Genomic DNA, 26,841 nt, shown 5'->3' with positions numbered 1-26,841 from the left:
TCAGCGTTGCGGCCGGTACGTTGCCAGCGCCGTCCAGAGGGTCGCCTCGGTCAGTCCGGCCCGGCTGAGCAGGATCCGGTCGCGCGATCCCTGATCGGTGCCGTGCGCGGCCATGTCCTCGTACAGCGCCTCGACGTTGCCGATCCCGATCCGCTGGACGAGGTACCGGACGGCGAGCCAGCTCACGCCGTACACGTCCGCGTTGCTCTCGTAGAAGCCGAGATCGGTCGGCAGCGCGGTCATCTGCGGCAGCGCCTCGTCGATCACCTCCTGCTCCCACTTGCCGACCTCGCCCGATCCGCTGATCGCCTCGATCCCGCTCCAGGAGACGTACTCGGCCGACCCTTCGGCCAGCCAGAGCGGTTCGTACCCGCCGAGGTCGGCGGTCGCGACGTGGGTGATCTCGTGCGACAGCAGGATCTCGTCGACCCGGTCGCGCTCGTTCGGGTTGATCGCGATGTAGCCGCCGGCGACCGTGCCGTCCGCGGTGTCCTGACCCGGCAGCGACGAGAACGTGGAGCCGGTGCTGGCGGCCGACTCGATGTCCTCGTCGGCGAACCGAGCGTCCCGGACCTCGGTCTCGTCGAGCGCGATCACGAACACCGAGCCGCGCCACTTCCGCGGCCAGTACGCCGTGACCTCGGCGAGCCCCTCGTTCGCGGCCGCGGCGATCCGCTGCGCGCGCTTGGTGTCGCCCTTCTCGACCACGACCAGCACCCGCGGGCCGCGGTGCACCTCGATCCGGCCGAGGTCCCAGGCCTCCCGGTGCGCACCCGGGCCGAGCTCGCCGTCCAGGTCGTCGTCGTCCGCGAGCACCCAGTGCCCGTGCCGGGTGATGAAGGTATAGCCGAGCTCGGTCGTCACCGGGGTGATGTCGACCTTCGGGATCTGGTACCGCATCAGCACCCGCACGAGGTACGTCGACGGCCCGTGCGCCTGCACCGCGGTCTGGTTGATCCGCTCCTCGGCCTGGCTGTACCCGAGCTCACCGAAGCCGATCTCGACCAGGTTCGCGAACAGGATCTTCTGCGCCGCGCGAAGCTTCTTGTCGGCCGGGTCCACATCGGCCAGGAACAGCGCCTCGTTGCCGGTCTGAACGGCTTGCGCGCGGCGGATGAGGATGGAGTCGACGGCAACTTTCCGGGCCGCCACAGCCTGGCTGATGCGCGACGGCCGGGTGGACTTCGGCGGGTCCTGCTTCGGCGCCTGGGTCGCGACCGTGCGCGCCTCGGCGTCGTTCTTCCGGTCCTCGACCGTGTAGCCCACGCCACCCGACACCAGGGCGACCGCCAGCAGCAGGCCCGGCCAGCGGCGGGGCCCAGGGGGCGGGGCCTGGGCGCCGGAAGTTCCGCCGCCCGGGGTGGTCGCACTCACTTCGGGTCGTTCCCCTCCGAGTACCCGGTCAGTTGCAAGCCCGTACCCTACTCGACCGCGCCGGAAGCGTGCGGTATACAGCAGCCGATACAGCAGCCGTCAGGCCGAGGCGGCGGTCTTGAGGGCCTTGAAGAGGGTGGCCTCGGTCAGGCCGAGGTGCTCGAGCATGATCCGGTCCCGCTCCTGCTGCGAGGTGCCGAGCGCGGCCAGCTCGCGGTACAGCGTGCCGACCTCGACCCCGCCGTACCGGGTGAAGAGGTAGTCGACGGCCAGCCAGGACAGCGGGTACGAGCTGTCGGCCTGGTCGAAGAAGGTCGCGTCCGGCGGCAGCGCCTTCGCCGTGGCCAGATACTTCGTCCGGACGTCCTGGCGGTACCTCGTCAGCGCGAGGTCCTGCTCTCCGTCCATCGGCAGGAACTCGACGTACGTCGCGGCGCCCTCGACCATCCACCGCGGTGCGAACGGACCGTACGGCGCGGTCGCGACGTGGGTGAACTCGTGGGCCAGCGTGCGGGCGTCGACCTTGGCCCGGTTGTTCGGGTTGATCACGACGTACGAGTCGGCCCGCTCGCCCGCACCGGTGACCTCGCCGGGCAACGTGCGGTAGACGAACGTCGCCATCGCGAGCGCGTCCTCGGCGTTCTTGGGCTGGGTGTAGTCGGCGCCGCGGACCACCTTGTCGTCGAGCGCGATCACCACGCCGGAGCCGTTCCAGCCACCGGGCCAGCTCTTGCTGACCGCCTTCACCGCGCTACCGGCCATGCCGACGAGCTTGGTCGCGAGCTGGTCCTGCCCCTTCTCGACGACCACCAGGACACGCGGCGCACGTTTGACGAGCACGGCACCCATGTCCCAGGCCTCTTCGTGCGAGCCCTTCGGGAGCCGCGTATCGAGGTCGCTGTCGGACACCAGCATCCAGATGCCGCTCGCCGTCTTCGTGAACGTGTAGCCGAGCATCGCCCGGACGGGGACCAGGTCGATACCGCGGATCTGGTACGTCATCGCGATCGCGACCAGGTACGTCGAGGGGCCGTGCTTGCGGGTGATCGCGTCGTCGTACTGCTGCGCGAGCTGCTGGTACGCGAGCTTCGCGAAGCCGAACTCGCGGAGGTTGGCGAACAGGGTCCGCTGCCGGGTGACCAGCTTGGTGTCGGCCGGGTTGACGTCGGCGAGGAACGCCTTCTCGTCGCCGGTCAGGACGGCCTGCGCGCGGCGCTTCAGGACGTTGTCGACGGCGGTGGCGCGGGCGGCGAGGTCGACGCTGGGGGTGGTGTCGCTCGGGCTGTCTTTGTCCGCGGCCTCGGTCGAGCGGTGGAGGGCAAGGCCGCCGGTCACGGCGACCGCTACCAGGACGAAGGCAAGGAGAAACGGCCACGCTCGCGTACGGCGCCGTACCGCGGCGTGGCGGCTGTGCCGCCCTCCCCCCTCTACCACGGCTCGGACCTTAGGCGTTGCCGGCGGGCTCGGTCACGTCCGCGCCCTGGCGGCCGGCGATCAGTTCGGTGATGTCGCGGGCCAGTTCCTGCCCGGTGAGGCCGATCTCCTGCAGGACGGCCGGGCGCTTGGCGTGCTCGAGGAACTGCTGCGGGATGCCGAAGTCGCGGACCGGCGTGGAGACACCCGCATCGCGGAGCGCCTGGGCGATCATCGAGCCGCAACCACCGGCCCGGCCGTTGTCCTCGATCGTGACGACCAGCTTGAACTTCGTCGCCAGCTCGACCAGCTTCGGGTCGACCGGCTTCACCCAGCGCGGGTCGACGACAGTGACGCCGAAGCCCTGGGCCTCCAGCCGCCGGGCGACGTCCATCGCGGTGGCGGCCATCGAGCCGATCCCGACGAGCAGAACGTCCGTACCGGAACGCTTCAGGATGTCGCTGCCGCCGACGCGGTCGATCGCCTCGATGTCCGGGAACACCTCGCCCTTCGCGTACCGCAGCACGGTCGGGGCGTCGTCGACGTCGATCGCCTCGTTCAGCAACTCCTCGACGCGCTTGCCGTCGCGGGGCGCGGCCAGGCGGAGGCCCGGGACGACCTGCAGGATCGACATGTCCCACATGCCGTTGTGGCTGGCGCCGTCGTCGCCGGTCACGCCGGCGCGGTCGAGCACGAAGGTCACGCCGCACTTGTGCAGGGCGACGTCCAGCAGCAACTGGTCGAAGGCGCGGTTCAGAAAGGTCGCGTAGAGGCCTACGACCGGGTGCATGCCGCCCATCGCGAGACCGGCCGCGGACGTGACCGCGTGCTGCTCGGCGATGCCGACGTCGAAGGTCCGGTCCGGGAAGGCCTCCGCGAACTGCGCGAGACCGGTCGGGTGCAGCATCGCCGCGGTGATCGCGACCACGTCCGGGCGGCGGTGGCCGATCCGGACCAGCTCGTCGGAGAACACGTCGGTCCAGCCGCGCGGCTTGTTCGCCGGGCGGATCTGGTGGAAGTTGTCCTCCTCGTCCTGCTCGGCGGCGGCGTACCCGAAGCCCTTCTGGGTCACCGCGTGCACGATCACCGGGCCGCCGAAGGCCTTCGCGTTCCGCAGCGCGTCCTCGAGCGCCTGGCGGTCGTGCCCGTCCACCGGACCGACGTACTTGAGGCCGAGGTCCTCGAACATGCCCTGCGGGGCGAGCATGTCCTTCAGGCCCTTCTTGACGCCGTGCAGCACCTCGTACATCGGCGGGCCGACGTACGGCGTGCGGCCGAGGTTCTTCTTGATCAGGTCGAGGATCTTCTCGTACCGCGGGTTGGTGCGCAGGCTGGTCAGGTGCGTGGCCAGGCCGCCGACGGTCGGGCTGTACGAGCGACCGTTGTCGTTGACGATGATGACCAGCTTGAGGTCCTGGGCGGCGGCGATGTTGTTCAGCGCCTCCCAGGCCATGCCGCCGGTGAGGCCGCCGTCGCCGATCAGGGCGACCACATGGCGGTCCTCCTTGCGCAGCCGGTACGCCTTGGCGAGGCCGTCGGCGTACGACAGGCTGGTCGAGGCGTGGCTGTTCTCGACGATGTCGTGCTCGGACTCGGCCTGGCTCGGGTAGCCGGACAGGCCGCCCTGCTGGCGCAGCGTGTCGAACTTCGGTGCGCGGCCGGTGACGAGCTTGTGGACGTAGGTCTGATGGCCGGTGTCGAAGACGAACCGGTCCCGCGGCGAGTCGAAGACCCGGTGCATGGCGAGGGTGATCTCCACCATGCCGAGGTTCGGCCCGAGGTGACCGCCGGTCCGGGACACGGTCTCCACCAGGACGTCCCGGATCTCCGCCGCGAGATCGGTGAGCTGCTGACCGGTCAGCTTCTTCAGGTCCGCCGGCCCTGCGACCGTCTCCAGCACGCGCATCGAGCTCCTCCCGCGGGTCTTCCTCGAATGCTTGAGTCTATGCACCCCGTGCCCCGAATCCGAACCGGGCAACGGCCCCCTGACCAATCTCACACTCCAAGACGCCGAGCGGGAGTCGCTGGTTCGAAGTGAAGTGCGTCTCACTTAGAGTAGCGGCGTGGGAGCCGGTGAGGACGTCGATGCGCGAATGGTGAAGACGCTGTTCCTGAAGTACGACGGGCAGCCGCACCGCCTGGTCGAAGCCGTCCGCCTGGGTGAGGACGAGCACGGCCTCTGGGTCGGCTCCGTGCCGGGCACGCGCGGGCAGCGCGCGGACGGCAGCTGGACCACCATCGACCACCATCGCGTCCGACTCTTCCCGCGCGGCCAGTGGTGGAGCGCCCTCTTCAACGACACGCCGCACCAGACGGCCATCTACTGCGACATCACGATGCCGGCCGAGTTCGGCGTCGACTCCGTGACGCTGGTCGACCTGGACCTGGACATCCGCCTGATGCGCGACGGCTCGGTCCGCGTCATGGACGAAGACGAGTTCGAGGCCCATCAGCTCCGCTACAGCTACCCACCCCAGATCATCGCCACGGCCCAGGCCACCTGCAACCACCTCGCCACCGCGATCACGCGCTCCGAGCCCTTCACCACCGCCTACAAGCCCTACCTGGAACGGATCCGCTCGCTGTAAACGCTCTCCAGACGTCAACCGGCCCCCACCGGCTAGGAGCCCCCCTGAGCCGGCAAGGGCCGATCAGCGTGGCCGGGCAAACGCCGGGCACCAGGACATCCTCCGTCGCCCAGCGCAACGAGTCCACTCCCCAGAGCAAAGTTGCAGCTTCCTGCAGTTCAGCAGTCGGGACCTGCTGGGGCCTGCGGCGACTTGCGTCACCCGCCGCCCCGGACCCCGGGAACGATAGGTTTCGGGTATGCGCGATGTCCGGGTGGTGTATCGGAAGTTCGATGAGACGTTGCACTGGCACCAGTGGATGCGGTTACTCGGGGAGGACGAGTACGGCGTCTGGCTGGGCGCGCAGGCGGGGGCCGTGTCGCAGCGCGGGAACGAGCTGGTGGTGACCCAGGAGCAGGCGCACGTGCAGTTGTTTCCGCGGGACCAGTGGTTCACGGCGATCTTCAACGATCCGCCGCGGTTCACCGAGATCTACGCGGACATCACCACGCCGGTGGAGTTCTCCGAGGACGTGGTCACGATGATCGATCTCGACCTCGACGTGATCAAGCGGCGGGACGGGACCGTGTTCGTGGACGACGAGGACGAGTTCGCGGAGCACCAGGTGAAGTACGGCTACCCGGCCGACGTGATCGCGACGGCCCAGTCGACGTGCGACTGGCTGGTCGGTGCGGTGGCGACCGAGGAGCCGTTCCTGACCGTCTACAAGACGTACCTCGACAAGATCCGCTAGCCGGCGTGGACCGTGAGGACGCCGTGCTTCAGCAGTAGCGCGCCGGGGATCGGGCCGCGCTGACCGGCGTACATGTCGGCCAGTGGCGCGACGGTCAGGTAGAGGTTCTGGCCGGCCGGTACGTCGACGGCGATCGCGGGCAGCTCGATCGTCCGCCGCACTCCCCTGGCCGCGTGCTTCTCGCGGAGCGGCATCGTGTTGTTCTGCACGACCTTGGCGGTCAGCGGGTTGGTGCCGACGCTCAGCGCGAAGTACGCCGCGGACTGTGGGACGACGGTGTAGACGTTGGCGGTGAGGTGAGGCGTGCCAGCGACGGTGATCGGGCCTTTGGCCAGTTTGAGGTTGAGGGGCAGCCCGACGCCGGTCGGGATCGCGATCTTGCCGAGCTTGAAGGTCCGGTTCGGCGACAGGCTTCGTTGCGTCAGGCAACGACCATTCGCGGTGGACAGGTGGTAGGTGCCGAAACCGGACAAACCGGTCCGACTGCCGAGCAGCCGGAGCTTCATGAAGCGGATCGCCAGGCCGGAGAAGTCAGGTGAGCCGAGCGCGATCGAGCACGGATCACCCGGCGTCGCGAAGCCAGGTGGTACGACGGCCGGCAGCGTGTGGCCGCCGTTGTAGCCGATGAACAGCGACTTCGCCCGCGCCTGAGCTGTCAGCGCGCGATCGAAGTTCGCCAGCCCCTGGTTGAGGTTGAACAGGTTGTCCGAGATGCCCTGCCCGAGCAGCACCGGGATGTCGAGCTTCCGCCCTTGGGCCACGTGCCACGCGGGACCGTTGTGCGCGAAGAACGCGGTCAGGTCCCGCCCGGCCTTCCCGGCCGGCCACGCCCCGGTCGCGATCAACGTCACGAACCCGGCCGACACCGCGGGCGGCAGATGCGTCCCGCCACCCGCGAACAGGATCGACAGCCACAGCGTCCGCGCGGCTTCGGCCGGCGCCAGGCTCTGCTTCAGGTCCCACCACGTGATCTCCGGCGCCAGGGCATCGAAGCGTGTCCGGCCGCGGTCGCGCAGCTCGGTGAACGCGCCCGCGAACTGGTATCCGCCGCCGTACGACCCACCGATCGCGCCGATCAGCGGATCGCCCGGCCGCTGCTGGGTCACCCAGTCCAGCCCGGCGACCAGGTCGACGAGCTTGACCACGTCGCGCCCCTCGAAGTCCGGGTTCATCACGTGCGCGACGCCCGTACTCTCGCCGAAGCTCCGCTGGTCGAAGCTCAGCACCCCGAACCCCGCGTCGAGCCACGCCTTGAACGCGGCCGGGTCCTTGGTCCGGCTGCCGCCCCAACCGTGGCTGTGGAAGATCAGCGGCACGGTGTGCGCGGCCGAGGCCCCGGCCGGCCTGAAGAGCGAGTAGCAGATCTTCACCGGTGTCGTCGTACCCGGCTCCGGGACGGACGCGACGCAGCCGTTCACCTCCGTAGCGGCCGACGCGGGCACCGCCGTCAGGGCCGATGAGAGAACCGCGACCACTCCAGCCAGTGCAGCCATCCGACGACGCATCAGTCACTCCCGGTGATCGACGAACCTCGCTGCGCACACGTTAACCGACCCACCTGCCCGAGGACAGCTCTCGGCTCAGCCCACGGCGAACCAGCGCGGCGAAATCGGCACCGCGCTGCGACACTGTGCCCGTGCATATCGCGATCGAGGTCGTGGCCCTCGTCGCCGTGGTCGCGGCCGGAGCCGCGCTGGCCCGGCGGCTAGGGATCTCGGCTCCCCTGTTCCTGGTGGTCATCGGGATCGCCGCGTCGTACCTCCCGTTCATCCCGCGCGTCGAGCTGGCGCCGGAGGTCGTGCTGGTCGGCTTCCTGCCGCCGCTGCTGTACTCCGCCGCGATCAAGACCAGCCTGCTCGACTTCACCAAGCACCGCCGCTCGATCGGCCTGCTGTCCGTCGGCCTGGTCGCGTTCACCGCCCTCGGTGTCGGCGTGGTCGCCTGGTGGCTGCTCGGCGCGGTCGCCGAAGGCCTCGGCCAGCAGCCCCTTCCGTTCTGGGCCGCCTTCGCGATCGGCGCCGTCGTCGCCCCGCCGGACGCCGTCGCGGCCACCGCGATCGCCAAGCGCGTCGGCCTCCCCCGCCGCGTGGTCACGATCCTCGAGGGCGAGAGCCTGCTGAACGACGCGACCGCCCTGGTCTGTCTCCGGACGGCGATCGCTGCCGCCGCGGTGACGCCAACCGTGCTGCACGTCGGCCTGGACTTCCTCCGCGCGGCCGGCGGCGGGGTCCTGATCGGGCTGATCGTCGCGATCCTGCTGGCCAAGATCCGGCGGCGGTTCACCGACCCGGTGCTCGACACCACGCTCAGCCTGACCGCGCCGTTCGTCGCCTACATCGCGGCCGAGAACCACTACGTGCACGCGTCCGGCGTGCTCGCCGTGGTCGTGACCGGCCTGCTGCTCGGGCACAAGGCGCCGATCATCCAGTCGGCGAAGTCGCGGATGTCGGAGCGCACCAACTGGCGCACGTTCCAGTTCCTGCTGGAGAACACGGTCTTCCTGCTGATCGGCCTGCAGACCCGGTGGATTCTCGACGATCTCCGCGGGAGCCCGTTGCCGGCCTGGCTGATCGCCATGGCGACCATCGCGGTGTTCGCGGCGGTCGTGCTGCTGCGGCCGATCTGGATCATCCCGACCACGCTGCTGTCCCGGCGCGTCCTCGGCCCGTCGCGGCCGGGGCCGGTCTCGTTCCCGGCGCTCATCGTCGTGTCCTGGGCCGGGATGCGCGGTGTGGTCACGCTCGCCGCGGTCTTCACGCTGCCCGAGGACACCCCGCACCGCGAGGTCCTCGTGTTCATTGCGCTGGCCGTGACCGCGGGCACGCTCCTCGTCCAGGGCTCGACGCTGCCGTGGGTGGTCCGGCGGCTGAGGCTGCCCGGCCCCGACCCAGCGGAGGACGCGCTGCAGGAGGCCGCCGTACTCCAGGGTGCGCACCGGGCCGCGATCGAGAAGCTCGACGAGATCACTACGCCGTCCGACCCGCCTGCAGTGCTCGACATACTGCGGCAGCGTGGTGAGGCGCGGGCGCAGGCGGCCTGGGAGCGGCTCGGGCGGCCGGAGAGCGAGTACGAGACGCCGAGCGAGGCGTACCGGCGGTTGCGGATCGCGATGCTGGAGGCCGAGCGGTCGCACATCCTCAAGGTGCGCGACGCCGGGCTGGTCGCCGACGAAGTACTGCAGCGGGCCCAGTCCGCGCTCGACATCGAGGAGTCGATCCTCGACCGCGACGAGGACGACGACGTCGGTGGGCGCTCGGAGGACCTGCGGCCGAAGACGACGCCGGGTGGCGCGTGCGAGCACCTCGACCAGGCGCCGATCGTGGTCACGCCGAAGACGCCCGACGGCTGCGAGGAGTGCCTGGCCGACGGCGGCACCTGGGTCCACCTGCGGCTCTGCCTGGGCTGCGGCCACGTCGGCTGCTGCGACTCGTCGCCGGCGAAGCACGCGAGCCTGCACTTCGACGACACGAAGCATCCGGTGATGCGCAGTTTCGAGCCGGGCGAGAACTGGCGTTGGTGCTTCGTCGACGAGAAGCTAGGTTGACGAGATGGCGGACTGTCTCTTCTGCTCCATCATTGCCGGTACGACGCCGGCGCAGCTCGTGCTGGATACCCCGGAGGTCGTGGGCTTCCTCGACATCCGGCCGGTGTTCAAGGGGCACACGCTGATCGTGCCGCGCGCGCATATCGACACGCTGGTCGAGCTGCCGGACGAGCTGATGGTCCCGTTCTTCGGCGCGGCCCGGTCGGTGGCGGCCGCGGTGCGTACGGCGTTCGACGCGCAGGGGTCGTTCGTTGCCGTCAACAACGTGGTGTCGCAGTCCGTGCCGCACCTGCACGTCCACGTCGTACCGCGAACCAAGGGCGACGGGCTGCGCGGGTTCTTCTGGCCGCGGACGAAGTACGCCGACGACGCCGAGGCCGCGGAGTACGCCGGGAAGCTGCGGGCGGCGCTCTAGAGAGTCCGCTCGTACTCGACCTGGGCCAGCGGGACGCCGTCGCCGAAGTCGCGGGTCTGCGTGGTGCCGGTCTCGGTGAAGCCGCACTTGACGTAGAAGCGGCGGGATTGCGGGGTGTCGCGCAGGGTCCAGAGGTGGACGCGGTCGAAACCTTGCGCTTTGAGCTGCTCGAGGGTGCCGTCCATCAAGGCCATGGAGACGCCGCTGCCCCAGCCGTCGGGGTGCGTGTAGAAGCTGTAGATCTCGGCGAGGCCGGGACGGGTCTCGGACGGCATCGACCACGACATCGCCAGCGGCCGCTCGCCGACGAAGCCGAGCATGACCAGGCCGTTCGCGGACGCGAGCCGCTCGTGCCAGCGGCCGAGTCGACTCTCGATCCCACTGCGGGCCACCTTCTCCGGGAAGAGCGGAGCGTACGCCGCCGCCCACGAAGCCGCGTGGATCTCGCCGACCGTTTGACCGTCGTCGGTGGTCGCCGGACGCACGGTGATATCAGTGGACAGGTCGGTCAAGTCGCTCCTCCAGCTGAGCCAAAGCCCGCTCGACAGCCGCACGCACGGCCTGATCAGGATCGTCCGCCAGCGGCCGGATCGCCTCGGCGTGCTCGAACTCCCCCGCGGCTCCGACGGCCCGCACTGCCGCCGCCCGAACCCGCGGCAGCTCGTGCTCGAGCATCGGCAGCAGCAGCTCGACGAGCTGCCCCAGCTCGCGCTGCGCGGTAATGCGGGCCACGTGCTCCCGGACCCGCCACGCCTCGTCGCCCGCGGCAACGGTCAGCGCATCCACCACGTCGTCCCGCCAGACGTACAGGAACGCCCGCGCCGCCCACACCCGCACCCAGTAGTAGTTCACCGGATCCACCGGCGTCTTCCAACCGCCCGGGTTGCTGCTCCCGGTGATCGCCACCAGCTTCGGCAACTCGGCGCCGTACGCCGCCTCGCCGTCGATCTCGCCGGTCAGGAACGCGATGCACCAGTCGATCACCGTGTCCTCGCCGTACTTCGCGGTCGCGGCGAGGATCACGTCCCGGGGTTTCTCCCGCTCGGTGGCCATGCGCTCAGTAAAGCGGCTCGCACCGACAGTTTCGATCTCCCTGACCCCGCGCCGTCATTACGCTCGCAGCTCAGCTTCGAGGAGCTTCGAGGAGGTGGACGGATGGCCGGCGGACGTCTGCTCGACCCGTCGTCGGACGACTACCGGCGGGTCGCCGGGCTGATTCGGTCCGCCCATCGAGCGGTCGGAGCGACGCAAACGCAGTGGTGGAACGGCCAGATCGCTCTGCTCCGCACGCTGAGCAGCACGCGCAGCCGAGTGGATCTGGACGGCACGATCCACGTGCACCCGCGGCACGTGCTGGGAGCCCTGCGCGAGCACGACCTGTCGGCGTCGCGAGCTGCGTCGTACGACGTGGTGCGGGAGGCGCTGCGGATGGCCGGTCCGACCGGTCTGACGTCACGGCCGAACCAGCCGCTGGATCAGGCGTTGCCGGCCAATTACGGCGGTCTCGACCGTGCGCTGGCGGAGCAACGGGCGCAGGAGATCACCGCAGCCGTCATGGCCGAGAACGGGCTGCCGCACCTCACCACGTCGACCGAGGTGACGTCGACGGCGTACGCCGCCGCGGCCCGTGGGTTGGTCGATCGCCTCACCGAGGCCTGTGACCGGCCGCGCGAGGAAGTGTTCGACGAGGTACTGCGGAGCGAGAAGACCAATCGCTGGGTGAGCGCGATCGTGATGGTCGCCGAGGCGCAGCGTCCCGGACTACTCGACGCGATGAAACTGCATGGCCGGGACCTCAATCTGATGGAGGAGCACCGCGCCGCCGGTCGCCAGTGGGCGCGGCTGGGCACGCCGCCCGGTCGCGAGGACCTGACCGCAACCAGCCGCGGCTACGAGATCGGCCGGGACACCGGCGGCCTCCTCGCCGGCGCCGGAAGAGCAGCAGGAATAGTCGCCTCCGCCGGACTCGACCTGAACCCCCGGCCCGAGCCCAGGTCCGCGGCGTCGGCCACCCGCGAGCTGACGCCGGACGAACTCCTCGGCCCGCAGGTATCGCCTACAGGTACGCCGACCACAACCAGCACGGCTCCGGCAGTGCGCCCCACGCCCGAGCGCCCCGAGCACCAGACGGGCAAGTAGCCACTTCAGCTACAGAGTCTTGGCCCAGGTTGCGCGGTAGGCGTAGCCGTCCTGGCCGGGGTGTTCCCAGCGCAAGTGGACGGTGGTGCCAGGCGTGAGTGAGCGGAATCCGTCGGCCTCGATCACCGAGTAGTGCGTCCAGCAGCCGCCAGGAGTGCTGGGGCAGTCCAGGACGCCCCAGCCCTCCTCGTCGGACCAGGTGCGGACGACGGCGTCGTCCGCACCGGTGCGCCGGTTCATCCCGCGATCAGCGACCGCAGGACGTACTGCAGGATGCCGCCGTTGCGGTAGTAGTCGGCCTCGCCGGGGGTGTCGATGCGGACGACCGCGTCGAACTCCGTCTCCGCACCGTCCGGGGAGGTCGCCTTGACGTGCACCGTGCGCGGGACGTCGCCGTCGTTCAGCGCGGTGACGCCGGTGATGTAGAAGGTCTCCTCGCCGGTCAGGCCGAGCGACTCCGCGGTCTCGCCCTCCGGGTACTGCAGCGGGAGGACCCCCATGCCGATCAGGTTCGACCGGTGGATGCGCTCGAACGACTCGGTGATCACGGCCTTCGCGCCGAGCAGCGCCGTACCCTTGGCCGCCCAGTCACGGGACGAGCCCGAGCCGTACTCCTTGCCGGCCAGGATCACCAGCGGCGTACCGGCTTCGGCGTACGCCTGGGCCGCGTCGTAGATGCTCGTCACCGGCGCGTCGGGCTTGGTGAAGTCGCGGGTGAAGCCGCCCTCGGTGCCCGGCGCGATCTGGTTGCGGAGCCGGATGTTGGCGAACGTACCGCGGATCATCACCTCGTGGTTGCCCCGGCGGGAACCGTACGAGTTGAAGTCCTTGCGCGCGACACCGTGGTCGGCCAGGTACGTCCCCGCCGGGCTGTCGGCCTTGATCGAGCCGGCCGGCGAGATGTGGTCGGTGGTGACCGAGTCGCCCAGCTTGGCCAGCACCCGCGCCCCGGCGATGTCGGTCACCGGCGACGGGTCCTTGGCCATGCCCTCGAAGTACGGAGGCTTCCGCACGTACGTCGAGTCGGCGTCCCAGGCGAACGTCTTGCCCTCGGGCGTCGGCAGCGACTGCCAGCGCTCGTCACCGGCGAACACGTCCGCGTAGTCCTTGGTGAACATCTCCTTGTTGATCGACGACGCGATCGTCGCCTCGACGTCCTCGGCGGTCGGCCAGATGTCCTTCAGGAACACGTCGTTGCCGTCCTGATCCTGGCCCAGGGCGTCGGTCTCGAAGTCGAAGTCCATCGTCCCGGCGAGCGCGTACGCGATCACCAGCGGCGGGCTGGCCAGGTAGTTCATCTTCACGTCCGGGTTGATCCGGCCCTCGAAGTTCCGGTTGCCGGACAGCACGCTCACGACCGCCAGGTCCGCTTCCTGGACGCCGGCCGAGATCGGCTCGGGCAGCGGGCCCGAGTTCCCGATGCACGTCGTACAGCCGTAGCCGACCAGGTGGAAGCCGAGCTTCTCGAGGTACGGCGTGACGCCGGCCTTCTCGTAGTAGTCGGTGACGACCTTCGACCCCGGTGCGAGCGACGTCTTCACCCACGGCTTCGACGCCAGACCCTTGTCGACCGCGTTCTTCGCCAGCAGCGCGGCGGCCAGCATCACCGACGGGTTGGAGGTGTTGGTGCAGGAGGTGATGCTCGCGATCACCACGTGGCCGTGGTCGAGCTCGATCTCCTGGCCGTCGAGGCTGACCGTGGTCTTCTTCGACGGCCGGTCCTTGGCACCCTGCACCACGTGCGGGTTGTCGTCGGGATGGCCGTGCCCGTTCGGCGCGTCGCTGCCCGGGAAGCTGCCGAGCTCCGAAGGGTCGACGTCGAGCTCCTCGGTCGCGTAGTCACCGAGCACGCCGCGGAACGACTCCTTGGCCTTGCTCAGCTCGATCCGGTCCTGCGGACGCTTCGGGCCGGCGATCGACGGCACGACCGTCGACAGATCGAGCTCGAGGTACTCCGAGAACCGCGGCTCGACGGCCGGGTCGTGCCAGAGGCCCTGCTCCTTCGCGTACGCCTCGACCAGCGCGACGTCGTCGTCCGAGCGACCGGTCAGCCGCAGGTAGTCGAGCGTCACGTCGTCGATCGGGAAGATCGCGCAGGTGGAGCCGAACTCCGGGCTCATGTTGCCGATCGTGGCGCGGTTGGCCAGCGGCACCGCGGCGACGCCGTCGCCGTAGAACTCGACGAACTTGCCGACCACACCGTGCTTGCGCAGCATCTGGGTGATCGTCAGCACGACGTCGGTGGCGGTCGCGCCGGCCGGGACCGCGCCGGTGAGCTTGAAGCCGACGACCTTCGGGATCAGCATGCTGACCGGCTGGCCGAGCATCGCGGCCTCGGCCTCGATCCCGCCGACGCCCCAGCCGAGCACGCCGAGGCCGTTCACCATCGTGGTGTGGCTGTCGGTGCCGACGCAGGTATCGGGGTACGCCTGGCCGTTGCGGACCATCACCGTGCGGGCCAGGTGCTCGATGTTCACCTGGTGCACGATGCCGGTGCCCGGCGGGACGACCTTGAACTCGTCGAACGCGGTCTGGCCCCAGCGCAGGAACTGGTACCGCTCGCGGTTGCGCTCGTACTCGAACTCGACGTTGCGCTCGAACGCGTCCTGGCGGCCGAAGACGTCGATGATGACCGAGTGGTCGATGACGAGCTCGGCCGGCGCCAGCGGGTTGATCTTGGTCGGGTCACCGCCGAGCTCGCCGACCGCCTCGCGCATCGTGGCCAGGTCGACGACGCACGGGACGCCGGTGAAGTCCTGCATGATCACCCGGGCCGGGGTGAACTGGATCTCGGTGTCGGGGGCCGCGTTCTGGTCCCAGCTGCCGAGCTTGCGGATGTGGTCGGCGGTGATGTTCGCGCCGTCCTCGGTCCGCAGCAGGTTCTCGAGCAGGACCTTCAGCGAGTACGGCAGCGTGTCCGCACCCTCGATGCCCGCCAACCTGAAGATCTCGTACGACTGCCCGTTGACCTCGAGTGCCCCCTTGGCACCGAAGCTGTCGACGCTCGCCATCAACCTGCTCCTCTGTCCGTCCGTGTCCGCTGTGCCCATCCTGCCGAGGGGCCTGCCCGGGCACGAGGTCAGGTCGACCTAACCTCGCGCCCCGCAAACTCTCTCGACATCAAGATACACGACATCGAGCCACCTTCGGCGGCTGTTACGAAACCTGTGGAAGAACTTCGGCCGCGATCAGGTCGAGGTGGTCGAGGTCCTTCAGGTCCATGATCTGCACGTACTGGCGCTGCGAACCGATGGCGGCGTACTGACCGATGCGGTCGACGACCTCGGCGGGGGTGCCGGCGATGCTGTTCGCCTTCAGGTCGTCGACGTCGCGGCCGATCGCGTCGGCGCGCTGCTTCACCTCGGCGTCGTCCTTACCGACGACGACCGTGTGAGCGGTGGAGAGGGCGAGGGTCTTCGGGTCGCGACCGGCCGTGGTGCACGCGGCCTGGACCCGCTTGAAGAGGGTCTCGGTCTCCTCGACTCCACGGAAGCCGGCGTTGAACTCAGCGGCGTACTGCGCGGCGAGGGCGGGCGTACGCTTCTTGCCCGCACCGCCGACGATGACCGGCGGGTGCGGCTGCTGGACCGGCTTCGGGAGCGCCGGGGAGTCGGTGAGCCGGTAGTGCTTGCCCTCGAAGTTGTACTTCTCCCCCACCGGCGTGTCCCACAGGCCGGTGATCAGCTCGAGCTGCTCGGTCAGCAGGTCGAAGCGGCCGGGGGTGTCGGGGAACTCGAGGCCGTACGCCTGGTGCTCGGCCTCGTACCAGCCGGCGCCGAGCCCGAGCTCGGCGCGGCCGCCGCTCATCTGGTCGACCTGCGCGACGGTGATCGCGAGCACGCCCGGGTTACGGAAGGTGGCTGAGCTGACGAGGGTGCCGAGCTTGATGCGCTTCGTCTCCCGGGCCAGTCCGGCCAACGTGATCCAGGCATCCGACGGACCGGGCAGGCCGTCGCTGGGGCCCATCACCAGATAGTGGTCCGAGCGGAAGAACGCGTCGAAGCCGTTCTCCTCGGTCTTGCGGGCAACGGCAAGCAGGTCGTCGTACGACGCGCCCTGCTGGGGTTCGGTGAAGATCCTGAGCAGCATGCCGCCCACGCTATCTCGGACCTACGTCACCGAGGTGTAGAGCTGTTCGAGGTACGACGGTTGCCACTCCGGGCCGCGGTTGTAGAGGCGGCGTACCAGGCCCATGACGTCGAGGCGCGGCTCGATCGGGTTGTCCCACCAGTCGGGCACCTGGTCGTACCACCGGTCGATCCGGAGCGTCCGGCCGGCCGCGTCGATCCGCGCGAACAGCCAGCCGCCGAGCTCGCCCTTGCTCTCGGTCAGCCAGAGATCGCCGAGCAGGCCGCTGAGCTTGTCGGGCGCGTGCTCCTCGTCGTCGATCTCGGGAGGCTCAAGATCGAACCGGTACGACGGCGCCGCCGGATCCAGCACCTGCACCTGAATCGTGAACCCCGAAGGCACCACCGCAGTCCGCGCCCGGCACCAGGCATGCAACGCCCGCACCGCCTCCGACTCCCCCGGCTTGGGCCGCGGCCGCTCGACCTCAGCCCGCATAGCCTCCTCCACCGACCCAACAACAGGCACCACCCGAGGCCCATCAGCCCCCACCAGCCCCAACCCCGGAACAGACATCCGAGCGACGACGGATGCATCCGCCGCCCCGTTCGCCAGCCCGTTGGTTCCGTTGGCGAGCCCATTGGTCGTCCCGTTGGCGAGCCCGTTGGGGCCTCCATGCAGCAGCCCGTTGGCCCGCCCATCAGCCAACCCGTTGCCTACCGCATGAACCTGCCCATTCGACCCCTGACCAGGCTCAACCTCATCAAACCCAACAGCCTGAATAACCCCAGTCGGCTCCTCATCCCCAACAACCGGCACCACCCCAGTCGGCACCTCATCCCCCGCCTCCACCACCTCCGACTGCCCCTGCCGCACCACCTGAGGCTCTTCCTGCTCAGACTGCTGCTCGCCCTCAGCGCGCAGCGCCCGCTCGCGATCCAGCGGGTGCAGCTCCCCCTGCCGCGCGACCTGCGCTTGCGGCTGCTCGGCGTACTGCTGCTCGGCGTACTCCTGCTGCGCGACCTGCGGCTGCTGCTCCGCGTACTGCGGCTCCGCGTGCTCCTGGCGCGCGACCTGCGGCTGCTCGGGGTGCTGCTCGTCCTCGGCGGGCAGCGGGTGTTCTCGGTCCAGCGGGTGCGGCTGCGCCTGCCGCGCCACCTGCGGTTGCTGCTGCGGCTCTTGGGGCTGCTCGGGGTGTGGGGCGTCGTCCGGCCAGGGGGATGGGTCGGGGTCCGGGTGTGGATATGGGTTGGGGTCCGGCTCGGGCTGTGGGATCCGCTCGGGATCAGGCTCTGGACCAGGTACAGGCTCAGGTGTCGGACCAGGCTCGGGCCCAGGCAGAGGCTCAGGATCTGGAACGGGCGAGGGCTCAGGTTCAGGCCCAGGAAGCGGCTCGGGATACGGCTCCGGGCGTGGTTGCGGGCTCGGGCCCGGCTGCGGGACCGGGTCGGGCTGTGGGCCTGGACCTGGGTATGGCGTCGGGCCGGGCTGAGGGCCGGGGCCTGGCGGGGCCGGGGTGGGCTGAGGACCGGGACCGGGACCCGGGTGTGGGGTTGGGTCGGGTTGGGGGCCGGGGCCTGGGGTTGGGCCGGGGGTGGGTGGGGTGGGTTGGGGCCAGGGGGCTGGGTGGGGTTCTGGTTGGGGCCAGGTGTCAGTGTCTAGTTGAGCTTGAGGGCTGGGCGCACGCTCGGTGTAGATCTCGTCCTCGTCGTCGTCCACACCTCGGACCTCGAACCGGAGGGCGGGCCGCTCAGGCGCAACCTCTGCACTGTCGTCTTCGTACCCAGCCGACTCACCACCGTCGAACCCAACCTCGGCACGCAAGGTGCGCCCATCAGACCCGGTGGGCTCGGTGGTTTCGGTGGTTGGCTGTTGGACGTCGGGTGGGTCGGGCTCCTCGTTCTCGAGGGATTCGACTACTGCGGGGATCTCGGCGGTTTGGTCGTCCTCGTCGAGTGCCTGCGGGTCCTGGGAGACGTATTGCGTCTGCTCCTGGTATGCCGACTGCTCGTGGCCCGTCTCGAGGGTGGACGGGGCGTCGTACGTCGGTTGCTGGGTGGCTGGTGCAGGCGCGGGGGTGGTCGCGTCGGGCTCGGCTGGGGCGAAGGGTGATGGGCCTGTGAAGGTGGCCGGTTCGTCTTCGGTTTCGGTCGGTTCGTCGTCCAGGACGGCGGCGATCTCGGCTGTTGGGGCGTCGTCGTCTTCGAGGTCTGCGGCCGGTGCGAACGGGGAGTCGGCGGGGGCTTCGTCCTCGGATGCGGGAGGTGCGAATGGCGAGCTGGTCGGTGCGGTGGCCGCGTCCGTGGTTGGTGCGAAGGGCGAGTTGACGGGCGGCGCGTCGTCGCGGGGTGGGGCGAAGGGTGAGCTTGTCGGCGTGGCCTGGGCTGGGCCGGTGGCGGCCGGTGGCTGGGCGTGGCCTGAGGGCGCGGGGGTGGTCGGCGGCTGGGCTTTGGCCGGCTGCTGGACGTGCGCCGAGGGGTGCGCCGCAGGTTGGGCTTGGGTCGGCTGCTGGACGTGCGCCGCAGGGTGGGCGTGGGCCGACGGGTGCGCGGGAGGTTGGGCGTGAGCCGACGGGTGGGTCGGCTGGGGTGGGGATTGGGTGGGGTCTTCTACCCATTGGCCGTTGATCCAGGCGGGGCCGGTCCAGGCGGGGTTGTTGGCGGGGGTGTCGGTGAAGGGGTTGTACTCGCTGGTTGCCTCTTGGGTGGACCAGGACGGCTGTTCGGCGGTTTCCCAGTCTTGTTCATCGGTGGGGGCTGTGGGGGCGGGCGCGTCGGCGAAGAGGCTGTTGTAGAAGTCTTCGCCTTCGTAGACGCCGCCGCCTACGCGCGGCGGCTCGGCCGACGGGAGGGTCGGGTCGTAGCCGGGACGCGTCGGGTCGTACGTCGCGGGCTCGCCGGGCTGGTGCCGCGTGGGCAGGCCGTTGTTCGGCAGGTTGTCCGGGAGATACGTGCCGGGCGCCGACACATCGCGCGGCTGCTGACGACCAGGTACGTCGTACCCGCCGCCAGGCTGGTCGTGGCCGCCGCGCTGGTCGTGGCCGCCGCGCTGGTCGTGGCCGCCGCGCTGGTCGTGGCCGCGGGGCTGGTCGTACGCCTCGGCCTGCTGGTGACCAGAGTCCGCGTGCTCTTCGGACTTGCGCCGCCGCAGCCAACCCTGCTTCTTGACCGTCACGCCGTACTCGTCGTCGGCCGGGCGAGGCGCGGGAGTGTCCGCGATCGGCTGGTTGGTGAACGGGCTGAAGCCGGGCGGGACGACGTACGACTCCTCGTCGTCGACGGGTCTCAGGTCGTCTGGTGCGCCGGTCACATCGTCTACAACGACCGACACCTCGGCTGTGTCAGGGTCGACGGACAAACTTGCCGGTACTGCAAAATTCGCCTCGAAATCGGCGGCCGCCGCAACCCCCGCGGCCAGGTCCGGCTGCACGGGCGAGCGCGGCGCGATGCCGAAGCGGTCGAAGAACGCGGCCAGCGCCTCGGCCGTCACCCCCTGACGCGCCGCGTGGATGAGCGACACGCCGAACGGGCGCAACTCGTCCAACCCACCGAGGTAGTCCGCCCACTCGGCGACCCACTCGACCATCTCCTCGGCCGCCGCCTCGTCCGACGTGATCCATGAGCCGATCGGCGCGAACCCGTCCTCGACCGGCTCCCACGGGTCCCCCGGGTACGACGCCCGCGCCCACGTCCCGTTGAACGCGCCGTAGACGAACCCGAGCTCGCCCGCCTCCTGCCGCTGCCGCACTTCCGGCTGCCCGACCCAGTCCGGCGAGCCCGCCAGCAGGTCCTCGCCGGCCGTCTGGCTGTGCTGCGTGTGGTAGCCCCACAGGACCGCGCGCCCGTCGCCCAGCCGGGCCATCCGCAGCACCGAGGCCGACTCGTCCTGATGGTGGTACCCGTCCGCGGACGCGTACCACCGCCGGTCGAAGCCCGTGGCATGCGCGACCGCCGCGAGGGCGGACCAGCGGGCCCGCAGCTCCTCCGGGTCGTCCAAGTCAACGAGCGGCATCAGGGTCTCCAGCGCATTGGAATCCAGGCCAGAACGCTACCCGAGGCCTCCCGAGGGCACCACTTCACTGTCCACAGGCTCCAGTATCGCCACGCACTCGATGTGGTGCGTCATCCCGAACAGATCGAACGCCCGCAGCGAGGCGATCCCGTACCCGAGCCGCCCGAACGTCTTCAGATCTCGGGCCAGCGCCGCCGGATCACATGCCACGTACGCGACCCGCCGAGGCCCCAGCCCGGCGATCCGCCGTACGACGTCCTTCCCGGCGCCCGTCCGCGGCGGGTCGAGCACCACCAGGTCCACCCGCTCGAGCCCCTGCCCGGCAGCCGCGTTCAGCACCCGGTCGACGTCGCCCTGCTCGAGCGTCACGCCCTCCAGATCGTGCAGGTTCCGCCGGGCGTTCCGTACGGCGTCCTTGTCCGCCTCGATCGCCAGCACCCCGCACCCAGCCTCCGCCAGGAACGCAGCGAACAACCCCACCCCGGAGTACAGGTCCAGCGCGGTCTCCCCCGGCGACGGCTCCAACCCGCTCAGTACGGCGTCCACCAGCGTCTCCGGTGCCGCCGGGTGCACCTGCCAGAAGCCACCGGCCTCCACCAGGAAGCGCCGGTCGCGCACCACCTCGACCAAACGCTCACCAGCCGCTGCGTCCGTCAGTACGGCGGTCTTGCCCTCGGACGACACCACCGACTGCACCGACGACACGCCCGGCCACCGCGACGAAAGCACGTCCGGTGTTCCGGGGTGCGCGATCAGGCACCGGTCGATCGCGATCAGGTCGTGCGACCGGTGCGCGTACATCCCCGGCCGCTCGTCCACCACGGCGTACCGCATCCGTGTCCGCCACCCGAGGCCGTCGTCGCCCGGCGACTCCATCACGATCGTCCGCTCGATCCCACCGATCCGCCGGAGCGTGTCCGACACGACCGTCGCCTTCAGCCGCCGCTGCTCGACGATGTTGGCGTGCTGGAAGTCACATCCGCCGCACAGCCCCGGACCCGCGTACGGGCACGGCGGCTCGATCCGCTGGGGTGACGGGGTCAGCACCTGGACCGCGTCGGCCCGCAGGTACTTCGCGGTCTGCTCCGTGATCCGGGCGTGCACCAGCTCGCCCGGCAAGGCATGCCGGACGAACACCACCTGCCCTTCGTGCCGGGCCACACAGTGTCCCCCGTGCGCTACTGGACCTACTTCCAGCTCGACTACCGCTCCGACCAGACTGTCTTCGTCTGTCACCGATCTCCTGACGACTTGCGGGCCCCACGCCGTACCTGGCCGGCCACCCGTTCCACCCTGTCCTGCCGCTCCTCGGCCCCCTGCGACGAGAGCAGCTGGTAAGGAACGGACGTAACCATGACACCAGGTGTGAACAAGAGCCGCCCCTTGAGCCGCAGTGCGCTCTGGTTGTGGAGGATGTGCTCCCACCAGTGCCCAACCACGTACTCCGGGATGTACACCATCACCACATCCCGCGGTGACTGCCGCCGGATGTCCCGCACGTACTGCAGAATCGGCCGCGTGATCTCGCGGTACGGCGAGGCCAGCCGCTTGAGCGGGATCGGGATCCCCCGCGCGTCCCACTCGGCCTGGAGCGCGTCCGACTCGTCCCGGTCGACGTCGACCGTGACCGCCTCCACCGTGTACGGCCGGGCGGCCTTGGCGAACGCCAGCGCCCGCAGGGTCGGCTTGTGCAGCTTGGAGACCAGCACGATCGCGTGCACCCGGGACGGCAGCATCAGGGGCTCCTCACTGCCCACAGCCATCTGCTTCCGGACCGTCTCGTAGTGCCGGTGGATCCCCTTCATCAGCAGGAACAGCAGGGCCATCGCGATGATCGCGATGTACGCCCCGAGCAGGAACTTGGTGATCAGCACGATCACCAGCACGACGCCGGTCAGGGTCAGGCCGACGGCGTTGATCACCCGGGACCGGATCATCCGGGCCCGCCGGCCCGGGTCCTGCTCGCTCTTCAGCAGCCGGGTCCAGTGCCGGACCATCCCGATCTGGCTGGTGGTGAACGAGACGAACACGCCGACGATGTAGAGCTGGATCAGCCGGGTGACCTCGGCGTTGAACGCGACGATCAGCACGATCGCGAAGCCCGCCAGGATGATGATGCCGTTACTGAACGCGAGCCGGTCGCCGCGCGTGTGCAGCTGCCGCGGCAGGTAGCCGTCGCGGGCCAGGATCGACCCGAGCACCGGGAAGCCGTTGAAGGCGGTGTTCGCGGCCAGCACCAGGATCACGCCGGTCGCCGCCGCGACCAGGTAGAAGCCGGGCGAGAAGTGGTCGAAGATGCCCTTGGCGAGCTGCCCGATGACCGGGTCCTGCTGGTAGCCGTCGCCCACCGGGATGCCGTCGCGGAGCAGCTGCGTGGCCGGGTCCTCGGCGAACCGGACCTTCATCACGTTGGCCAGGGTCACCACGCTGACCACCATCGCGATCGAGATGGTGCCGAGCAGCGCCAAGGTGGTCGCGGCGTTCCGGCTCTTCGGCTTCTTGAAGGCCGGTACGCCGTTGCTGATCGCCTCCACGCCGGTCAGCGCGGCACACCCCGACGAGAACGCCCGCAGGATCAGGAACGACATCGCCAGGCCACTGGCGCCGTGCGCGAACTGGTCCTCGGCCGCGATGTCGAACCCGGCGCTGGAGGCGTCCGGCAGGTGCCCGAACAGCAGCCGCCCGAACCCCCAGGCCGCCATCCCGAGGATGGTGAACATGAAGATGTACGTCGGAACCGCGAACGCGGCCCCGGACTCGCGCACCCCGCGCAGGTTCATCGTGGTCAGGAACAGGACCGCGACCACAGCCGCCAGGGCCTCGTGACCTTCCAGAGCTGGAATCGCCGAGGCGGCGTACTGCGCCGCCGAGGAGATCGACACCGCGACGGTCAGCACGTAGTCGACCAGCAGGGCGCTGGCGACCGTCAGGCCCGCGGTCGGGCCGAGGTTCACGGTGGCGACCTCGTAGTCACCGCCACCGGACGGGTAGGCGTGCACGTTCTGGCGGTACGACAGCACCACGACGATCAGCACCACCGCGACGGCGAGCGAGATCTTCCAGGAGATCGTCAGCGCCGCAAGGCCCGCGATCGACAACGTCAGGAAGATCTCGTCCGGCGCGTAAGCGACCGATGACAAGGCGTCACTGGCGAACACAGGCAGCGCGATGCGCTTCGGGAGGAGGGTCTCACCGAGCTGGGTACTGCGGAGCTTGCGCCCGAGCAGCAGCCGCTTGCCGATGTCGCCTAGAGCGGGGGTCACGCGGTTGATGTTAGAGGGCAACCAGTTCCGGTGTAGCGTCTACCACTGCCGAACCGACCCAGTGGGCCCTTGCGGGCAGGGAGTGATCACGGAGTGCACGTCGTCATCATGGGCTGCGGCCGCGTCGGATCGACGCTGGCGCGGACCCTGGAGAAGCGGGGCCACACGGTCGCGATCATCGACCAGTCGGCCGACGCGTTCCGCCGGCTCAGCCCGAACTTCGCCGGCCGGACCGTTACCGGCATGGGGTTCGACCGCGAGGTGCTGATCGAGGCCGGGATCGAGGAGGCGGAGGCGTTCGCCGCCGTCTCCAACGGCGACAACTCGAACATCCTGGCCGCCCGGGTGGCCCGCGAGACGTTCGGCATCGGCAACGTGGTGGCCCGGATATACGACCCGGGCCGCGCCGAGGTCTACCAGCGGCTCGGGATCCCCACGGTCGGCACGGTCCGGTGGACCGTCGACCAGATGATCCGCCGGCTGCTGCCCGAGGGCTCCGAGCCGGAGTGGCGGGACCCGTCGGCGACGGTCCGGCTGGCCGAGGTCCACGTGCACTCCGACTGGATCGGCCGGCTCGCTCTGGACATCGAGAAGGCCACCGGCGCGCGGGTCGCGTTCCTGACCCGGCTCGGCGAAGGCCTGCTGCCCCGTCACGACACGGTCATCCAGGAGGGTGACCTGGTCCACGTGGTGATGCTGGAGAAGGACGCCGCCGCGATCGAGTCCCAACTCGGCGCGAAGCCTGAGGAGCTGTGATGCGGGTAGCCATCGCCGGAGCCGGCAACGTCGGGCGATCGATCGCTTCCGAGCTGCTCGAGAACGGCCACGAGGTGCTGCTGATCGACAAGGACCCGCGGGCGATCAAGGCCGAGTCGGTGCCGCGGGCCGAGTGGCTGCTGGCCGATGCCTGCGAGCTCTCCTCGCTCGAGGAGGCCGCGCTGCAGCGCTGCCAGGTCGCGATCGCCAGCACCGGTGACGACAAGGTCAACCTGGTCGTCTCGCTGCTCGCCAAGACCGAGTTCGGCGTCCCGCGAACCGTTGCCCGGGTCAACCATCCGCGGAACGAGTGGATGTTCAACGAGGCCTGGGGTGTGGACGTGTCGGTGTCCACGCCGCGGATCATGTCCGCGCTGGTCGAGGAGGCGGTCTCGGTCGGCGACCTGGTCCGGCTGTTCACCTTCCGCCAGGGCGACGCGAACCTGGTCGAGCTGACCCTGCCTGAGGACTCGCCGATGATCGGCGCCCGGGTCGGCGACATCGACTGGCCGCTGGACACCGCGCTGGTCGTCATCCTCCGCGAGGGCCGGGTACTGCGCCCGGACCCGGAGAGCACGCTCGAGCTCGGCGACGAGCTGTTGTTCGTGGCGGCCGACGAGACCGAGGAGTCCCTCGAGGACATGCTGTCCCCGCACCATCGCACCAACGGCAACTCCTGAGACAACAGAACGCCTGGTCCGGCCGGATCAGGCGTTCACTCACTTCTCGGGCGTCGCACCCTCAGTGGCATCGGTAGATTTGGCCGGCGGCAGGTCCGGCTTGGTGCCGCGGAGCAGGTGGGTGAAGTTCTCCTTGACCTCGTCCCACTTCTCCTCGCTCATCGACCCCTTCAGGACGACGTACGCCGCCCACAGCGTCAGCGCGTAGAACGGCAGGCCGAGCGCGACCTTGGCGATGCCGAGGGCGTTCACGCTGTGGGTCAGGTACAGCGGGACCATGATCGCGAGCCGGATGCCGATCTGGGCGGCGAACACCAGCGTCACCCGGTTCAGCGCGCGGAACAGTTCCTGGTCGTTGCGCCAGGCCAGCCAGGTCTGCGTGATCGCGCCGTACAGCAGGCCGAACAGCGGATAGCGGGTGAGGATCGTGACCGTGTAGAGGACGAAGAAACCGGTGTTCAGCAGGATGCCGGGCAGGAACACGTCCTGCGCGTGGCCAGTCCGGTGCGCCGTGTACGCGGAGATCAGGACGCCGACGAAGCCACCGAAGACGTTCGCGACCGGCTGCCGGCGGATCAGCCGGACCAGGCCGACCACCGCGGCGGCGGAGATCGCGACGATCAAGGCCAGCTTGAGGTCGTGGTCGCTGAACGCGTAGACGATCGTGAAGGCGATCCAGGGCAGGCCGATGTCGACCAGCATCCCGGCCCAGCCGACCAATTGCTTGCCGAGGCTCTTCTGCTCGGCGGGCTTGCCGTGGACCGCAGCCTCCTGCTCAGCCATGCGCGGCCTGCGGACGGAGCTCGTAGCGCGGGTTGAACATCACCCGGTCACCGTCCACGACGCCGATCCGCCCGGAGGCGATCAGCTCCGAGCCGGCGTGGATGCCGCCGATCTTGCGGCGGCCGAGCCAGATCAGCTTGACCGCGCCGGATCCGTCGTACAACTCGCCCTCCAGGGCCGGGACGCCGCCGCGCGGACTGAACGTGATGGTGCGCAGCGTGCCGTACAGGGTGACCATCTCTCGGTCGCGGCAGCCGGTGATCAGGCGCGCGCCGCAGTCCTTGCCGAAGTCCTGAAGGACCTCGGCGTCCTGCTCGTCGCGGTCACCGGCGAGGCCCCGGAAGGCACGCTTCCACAGCCCCGCGGGTTTGTTGCTACCCATGTCTCACCACACTTCTCACCACACTGCCGAGTGTAGTCCGTCAGGCCTCTTCGGGCTCGACCGGTTGAGCGTCCGGCGGGAGCGTCAGCGGCAGCGACTCGCGGACCGCCATCGGCTCGGTGCCACGCACGACGATCACGCTCCGCAGCGTCTCCTCCATCGGCGGCGCGGCGTCCGGCTCGACGGCGGCGCGGCCGAGCACGGTCGCGCGGAGCATCCAGCGCGGGCCGTCCACACCGATCACCCGGGAGGTCTGGCTGAAGATCTGCCCGTTCGGGTCCTGGACCGGGACGACGAGCACCAGCTCGGTACCGAAGGCGCCCTCGGCCTCGGTCGCCGTACCGCCCATCTTGCTGGCCTCGGCCGCGATCTCCTCGCGGACCTCGTCCCAGATACCGCTCGACTTCGGCGCGGCGAACGCGCGCAGCTCGAGCGCGGAGTCCTCGAGCACCAGCAGGATCGCCTGCACCTGGCCGGTCTGCTCGTCGACCTGCAGCCGCAGCTCCATACCGGGCTGGCCCGTGATCCGCAGCGCACCCAGGTCGATCCGGTCGTCCGCCTCGAGCACGTCGGCCTCGACCTCGGTGGAGTCGTACGGTCCGTTCGCGCGCGGGTCCGTGCTCTCGTCCTCGACCGGGATATCCGTCTCGGGGTCCTCGTTCTTGCCCTTGCGGCGGAAGATCACAGCTCTTGCC

The 26,841-nt window shown here is 69.8% G+C and carries 22 protein-coding genes; 7 read left to right on the top strand and 15 right to left on the bottom strand.

Features of this window, described 5'->3' with window-relative positions:
• The 3 genes from AB0E69_RS18660 to dxs form a co-directional block, all read right to left on the bottom strand.
• On the bottom strand, nt 1-1,374 hold the full coding sequence (locus AB0E69_RS18660) for a hypothetical protein (RefSeq protein ID WP_360146856.1): 1,374 nt from the start codon (nt 1,372-1,374) through the stop codon (nt 1-3).
• A gap of 99 nt (nt 1,375-1,473) precedes the next feature.
• Nucleotides 1,474-2,808: a hypothetical protein gene (locus AB0E69_RS18655; protein WP_360146853.1), complete on the bottom strand. Its 1,335-nt coding sequence runs from the start codon at nt 2,806-2,808 to the stop codon at nt 1,474-1,476.
• Between the two features lie 10 nt (nt 2,809-2,818).
• Complete coding sequence (dxs, locus tag AB0E69_RS18650; protein WP_360146850.1) at nt 2,819-4,693, bottom strand: 1-deoxy-D-xylulose-5-phosphate synthase; 1,875 nt, start codon at nt 4,691-4,693, stop codon at nt 2,819-2,821.
• 157 nt (nt 4,694-4,850) lie between these two features.
• Between dxs and AB0E69_RS18645 the strand changes: the two genes are divergently transcribed.
• Both AB0E69_RS18645 and AB0E69_RS18640 read left to right on the top strand, forming a co-directional pair.
• Entirely contained in the window at nt 4,851-5,375 is a 525-nt protein-coding gene (locus tag AB0E69_RS18645) for a DUF402 domain-containing protein (RefSeq protein ID WP_360146847.1), read from the top strand.
• A 238-nt stretch (nt 5,376-5,613) separates the two neighbouring features.
• Nucleotides 5,614-6,108 (top strand): DUF402 domain-containing protein, encoded by a 495-nt coding sequence (locus AB0E69_RS18640; protein ID WP_360146844.1) that lies wholly within the window; start codon nt 5,614-5,616, stop codon nt 6,106-6,108.
• Here AB0E69_RS18640 and AB0E69_RS18635 read toward each other — a convergent pair.
• Nucleotides 6,105-7,613: a CocE/NonD family hydrolase gene (locus tag AB0E69_RS18635; RefSeq protein ID WP_360146841.1), complete on the bottom strand. Its 1,509-nt coding sequence runs from the start codon at nt 7,611-7,613 to the stop codon at nt 6,105-6,107. The genes AB0E69_RS18640 and AB0E69_RS18635 overlap by 4 nt on opposite strands.
• A 131-nt stretch (nt 7,614-7,744) precedes the next feature.
• Between AB0E69_RS18635 and AB0E69_RS18630 the strand changes: the two genes are divergently transcribed.
• A complete protein-coding gene (locus AB0E69_RS18630) occupies nt 7,745-9,652 on the top strand; it encodes a Na+/H+ antiporter (protein WP_360146838.1) in 1,908 nt (635 codons plus the stop codon).
• Nucleotides 9,653-9,656: 4 nt separating this feature from the next.
• Entirely contained in the window at nt 9,657-10,067 is a 411-nt protein-coding gene (locus AB0E69_RS18625) for an HIT family protein (protein WP_360146835.1), read from the top strand.
• Here AB0E69_RS18625 and AB0E69_RS18620 read toward each other — a convergent pair.
• Both AB0E69_RS18620 and AB0E69_RS18615 read right to left on the bottom strand, forming a co-directional pair.
• Entirely contained in the window at nt 10,064-10,579 is a 516-nt protein-coding gene (locus AB0E69_RS18620) for a GNAT family N-acetyltransferase (protein WP_360146832.1), read from the bottom strand. The two genes, AB0E69_RS18625 and AB0E69_RS18620, sit on opposite strands and share 4 nt — an antisense overlap.
• A complete protein-coding gene (locus AB0E69_RS18615) occupies nt 10,560-11,120 on the bottom strand; it encodes a HEAT repeat domain-containing protein (protein ID WP_360146829.1) in 561 nt (186 codons plus the stop codon). The genes AB0E69_RS18620 and AB0E69_RS18615 overlap by 20 nt, the downstream gene beginning before the upstream one ends.
• Before the next feature lie 102 nt (nt 11,121-11,222).
• Between AB0E69_RS18615 and AB0E69_RS18610 the strand changes: the two genes are divergently transcribed.
• The gene (locus AB0E69_RS18610) at nt 11,223-12,206 is read left to right on the top strand and encodes a hypothetical protein (protein ID WP_360146826.1); all 984 of its coding nucleotides are present in this window, start codon (nt 11,223-11,225) and stop codon (nt 12,204-12,206) included.
• A gap of 9 nt (nt 12,207-12,215) precedes the next feature.
• On the opposite strand, the gene AB0E69_RS18605 is transcribed toward AB0E69_RS18610, so the two are convergent.
• From AB0E69_RS18605 to AB0E69_RS18580, 6 genes are all read right to left on the bottom strand, one after another.
• Nucleotides 12,216-12,446, bottom strand: a complete 231-nt coding sequence (locus tag AB0E69_RS18605) for a cold shock domain-containing protein (protein ID WP_360146823.1) — start codon at nt 12,444-12,446, stop codon at nt 12,216-12,218.
• Nucleotides 12,443-15,217 (bottom strand): aconitate hydratase AcnA, encoded by a 2,775-nt coding sequence (gene acnA / locus AB0E69_RS18600; RefSeq protein WP_360146820.1) that lies wholly within the window; start codon nt 15,215-15,217, stop codon nt 12,443-12,445. The genes AB0E69_RS18605 and acnA overlap by 4 nt, the downstream gene beginning before the upstream one ends.
• 145 nt (nt 15,218-15,362) lie before the next feature.
• Nucleotides 15,363-16,295: an LLM class F420-dependent oxidoreductase gene (locus AB0E69_RS18595; protein WP_360146817.1), complete on the bottom strand. Its 933-nt coding sequence runs from the start codon at nt 16,293-16,295 to the stop codon at nt 15,363-15,365.
• Between the two features lie 21 nt (nt 16,296-16,316).
• Nucleotides 16,317-20,282 carry a hypothetical protein gene (locus AB0E69_RS18590; RefSeq protein ID WP_360146814.1) on the bottom strand — a complete coding sequence of 1,322 codons (3,966 nt, stop codon included), beginning with the start codon at nt 20,280-20,282 and terminating at the stop codon, nt 16,317-16,319.
• A gap of 36 nt (nt 20,283-20,318) precedes the next feature.
• Nucleotides 20,319-21,518 carry a class I SAM-dependent RNA methyltransferase gene (locus tag AB0E69_RS18585; RefSeq protein ID WP_360146811.1) on the bottom strand — a complete coding sequence of 400 codons (1,200 nt, stop codon included), beginning with the start codon at nt 21,516-21,518 and terminating at the stop codon, nt 20,319-20,321.
• Nucleotides 21,515-23,545 (bottom strand): APC family permease, encoded by a 2,031-nt coding sequence (locus tag AB0E69_RS18580; RefSeq protein WP_360146808.1) that lies wholly within the window; start codon nt 23,543-23,545, stop codon nt 21,515-21,517. The genes AB0E69_RS18585 and AB0E69_RS18580 overlap by 4 nt, the downstream gene beginning before the upstream one ends.
• Nucleotides 23,546-23,653: 108 nt before the next feature.
• Between AB0E69_RS18580 and AB0E69_RS18575 the strand changes: the two genes are divergently transcribed.
• Both AB0E69_RS18575 and AB0E69_RS18570 read left to right on the top strand, forming a co-directional pair.
• Nucleotides 23,654-24,301, top strand: a complete 648-nt coding sequence (locus AB0E69_RS18575; protein ID WP_360148504.1) for a TrkA family potassium uptake protein — start codon at nt 23,654-23,656, stop codon at nt 24,299-24,301.
• The gene (locus AB0E69_RS18570; RefSeq protein WP_360146805.1) at nt 24,301-24,981 is read left to right on the top strand and encodes a TrkA family potassium uptake protein; all 681 of its coding nucleotides are present in this window, start codon (nt 24,301-24,303) and stop codon (nt 24,979-24,981) included. Before AB0E69_RS18575 ends, AB0E69_RS18570 begins: the two co-directional genes overlap by 1 nt.
• 39 nt (nt 24,982-25,020) lie before the next feature.
• On the opposite strand, the gene AB0E69_RS18565 is transcribed toward AB0E69_RS18570, so the two are convergent.
• The 3 genes from AB0E69_RS18565 to AB0E69_RS18555 are packed head-to-tail and all read right to left on the bottom strand — an operon-like array spanning nt 25,021 to nt 26,831.
• Nucleotides 25,021-25,764, bottom strand: coding sequence for a DUF3159 domain-containing protein (locus AB0E69_RS18565; protein ID WP_360146802.1), 744 nt, complete (start codon nt 25,762-25,764; stop codon nt 25,021-25,023).
• Nucleotides 25,757-26,146 (bottom strand): OB-fold nucleic acid binding domain-containing protein, encoded by a 390-nt coding sequence (locus AB0E69_RS18560; protein ID WP_360146799.1) that lies wholly within the window; start codon nt 26,144-26,146, stop codon nt 25,757-25,759. The genes AB0E69_RS18565 and AB0E69_RS18560 overlap by 8 nt, the downstream gene beginning before the upstream one ends.
• Before the next feature lie 40 nt (nt 26,147-26,186).
• Nucleotides 26,187-26,831, bottom strand: a complete 645-nt coding sequence (locus tag AB0E69_RS18555) for a DUF3710 domain-containing protein (RefSeq protein ID WP_360146796.1) — start codon at nt 26,829-26,831, stop codon at nt 26,187-26,189.
• Nucleotides 26,832-26,841 lie beyond the last annotated feature (10 nt).

It is taken from the genome of Kribbella sp. NPDC026611, from assembly GCF_040638345.1.
Lineage (GTDB): Bacteria > Actinomycetota > Actinomycetes > Propionibacteriales > Kribbellaceae > Kribbella.
The sequence above is the reverse complement of the archived record's forward strand: the minus strand, read 5'-3'. Positions and strand labels throughout refer to the sequence as shown.

Coding starts and splice junctions, on each gene's coding strand:
- AB0E69_RS18610 (WP_360146826.1), top strand. CDS start 11,223: ATGGCCGGCGGACGTCTGCTCGACCCGTCGTCGGACGACTACCGGCGG.
- AB0E69_RS18565 (WP_360146802.1), bottom strand. CDS start 25,764: ATGGCTGAGCAGGAGGCTGCGGTCCACGGCAAGCCCGCCGAGCAGAAG.
- acnA (WP_360146820.1), bottom strand. CDS start 15,217: ATGGCGAGCGTCGACAGCTTCGGTGCCAAGGGGGCACTCGAGGTCAAC.
- AB0E69_RS18615 (WP_360146829.1), bottom strand. CDS start 11,120: ATGGCCACCGAGCGGGAGAAACCCCGGGACGTGATCCTCGCCGCGACC.
- AB0E69_RS18605 (WP_360146823.1), bottom strand. CDS start 12,446: ATGAACCGGCGCACCGGTGCGGACGACGCCGTCGTCCGCACCTGGTCC.
- AB0E69_RS18575 (WP_360148504.1), top strand. CDS start 23,654: ATGGGCTGCGGCCGCGTCGGATCGACGCTGGCGCGGACCCTGGAGAAG.
- AB0E69_RS18590 (WP_360146814.1), bottom strand. CDS start 20,282: ATGCCGCTCGTTGACTTGGACGACCCGGAGGAGCTGCGGGCCCGCTGG.
- AB0E69_RS18595 (WP_360146817.1), bottom strand. CDS start 16,295: ATGCTGCTCAGGATCTTCACCGAACCCCAGCAGGGCGCGTCGTACGAC.
- dxs (WP_360146850.1), bottom strand. CDS start 4,693: ATGCGCGTGCTGGAGACGGTCGCAGGGCCGGCGGACCTGAAGAAGCTG.
- AB0E69_RS18625 (WP_360146835.1), top strand. CDS start 9,657: ATGGCGGACTGTCTCTTCTGCTCCATCATTGCCGGTACGACGCCGGCG.
- AB0E69_RS18635 (WP_360146841.1), bottom strand. CDS start 7,613: ATGCGTCGTCGGATGGCTGCACTGGCTGGAGTGGTCGCGGTTCTCTCA.
- AB0E69_RS18570 (WP_360146805.1), top strand. CDS start 24,301: ATGCGGGTAGCCATCGCCGGAGCCGGCAACGTCGGGCGATCGATCGCT.
- AB0E69_RS18640 (WP_360146844.1), top strand. CDS start 5,614: ATGCGCGATGTCCGGGTGGTGTATCGGAAGTTCGATGAGACGTTGCAC.
- AB0E69_RS18560 (WP_360146799.1), bottom strand. CDS start 26,146: ATGGGTAGCAACAAACCCGCGGGGCTGTGGAAGCGTGCCTTCCGGGGC.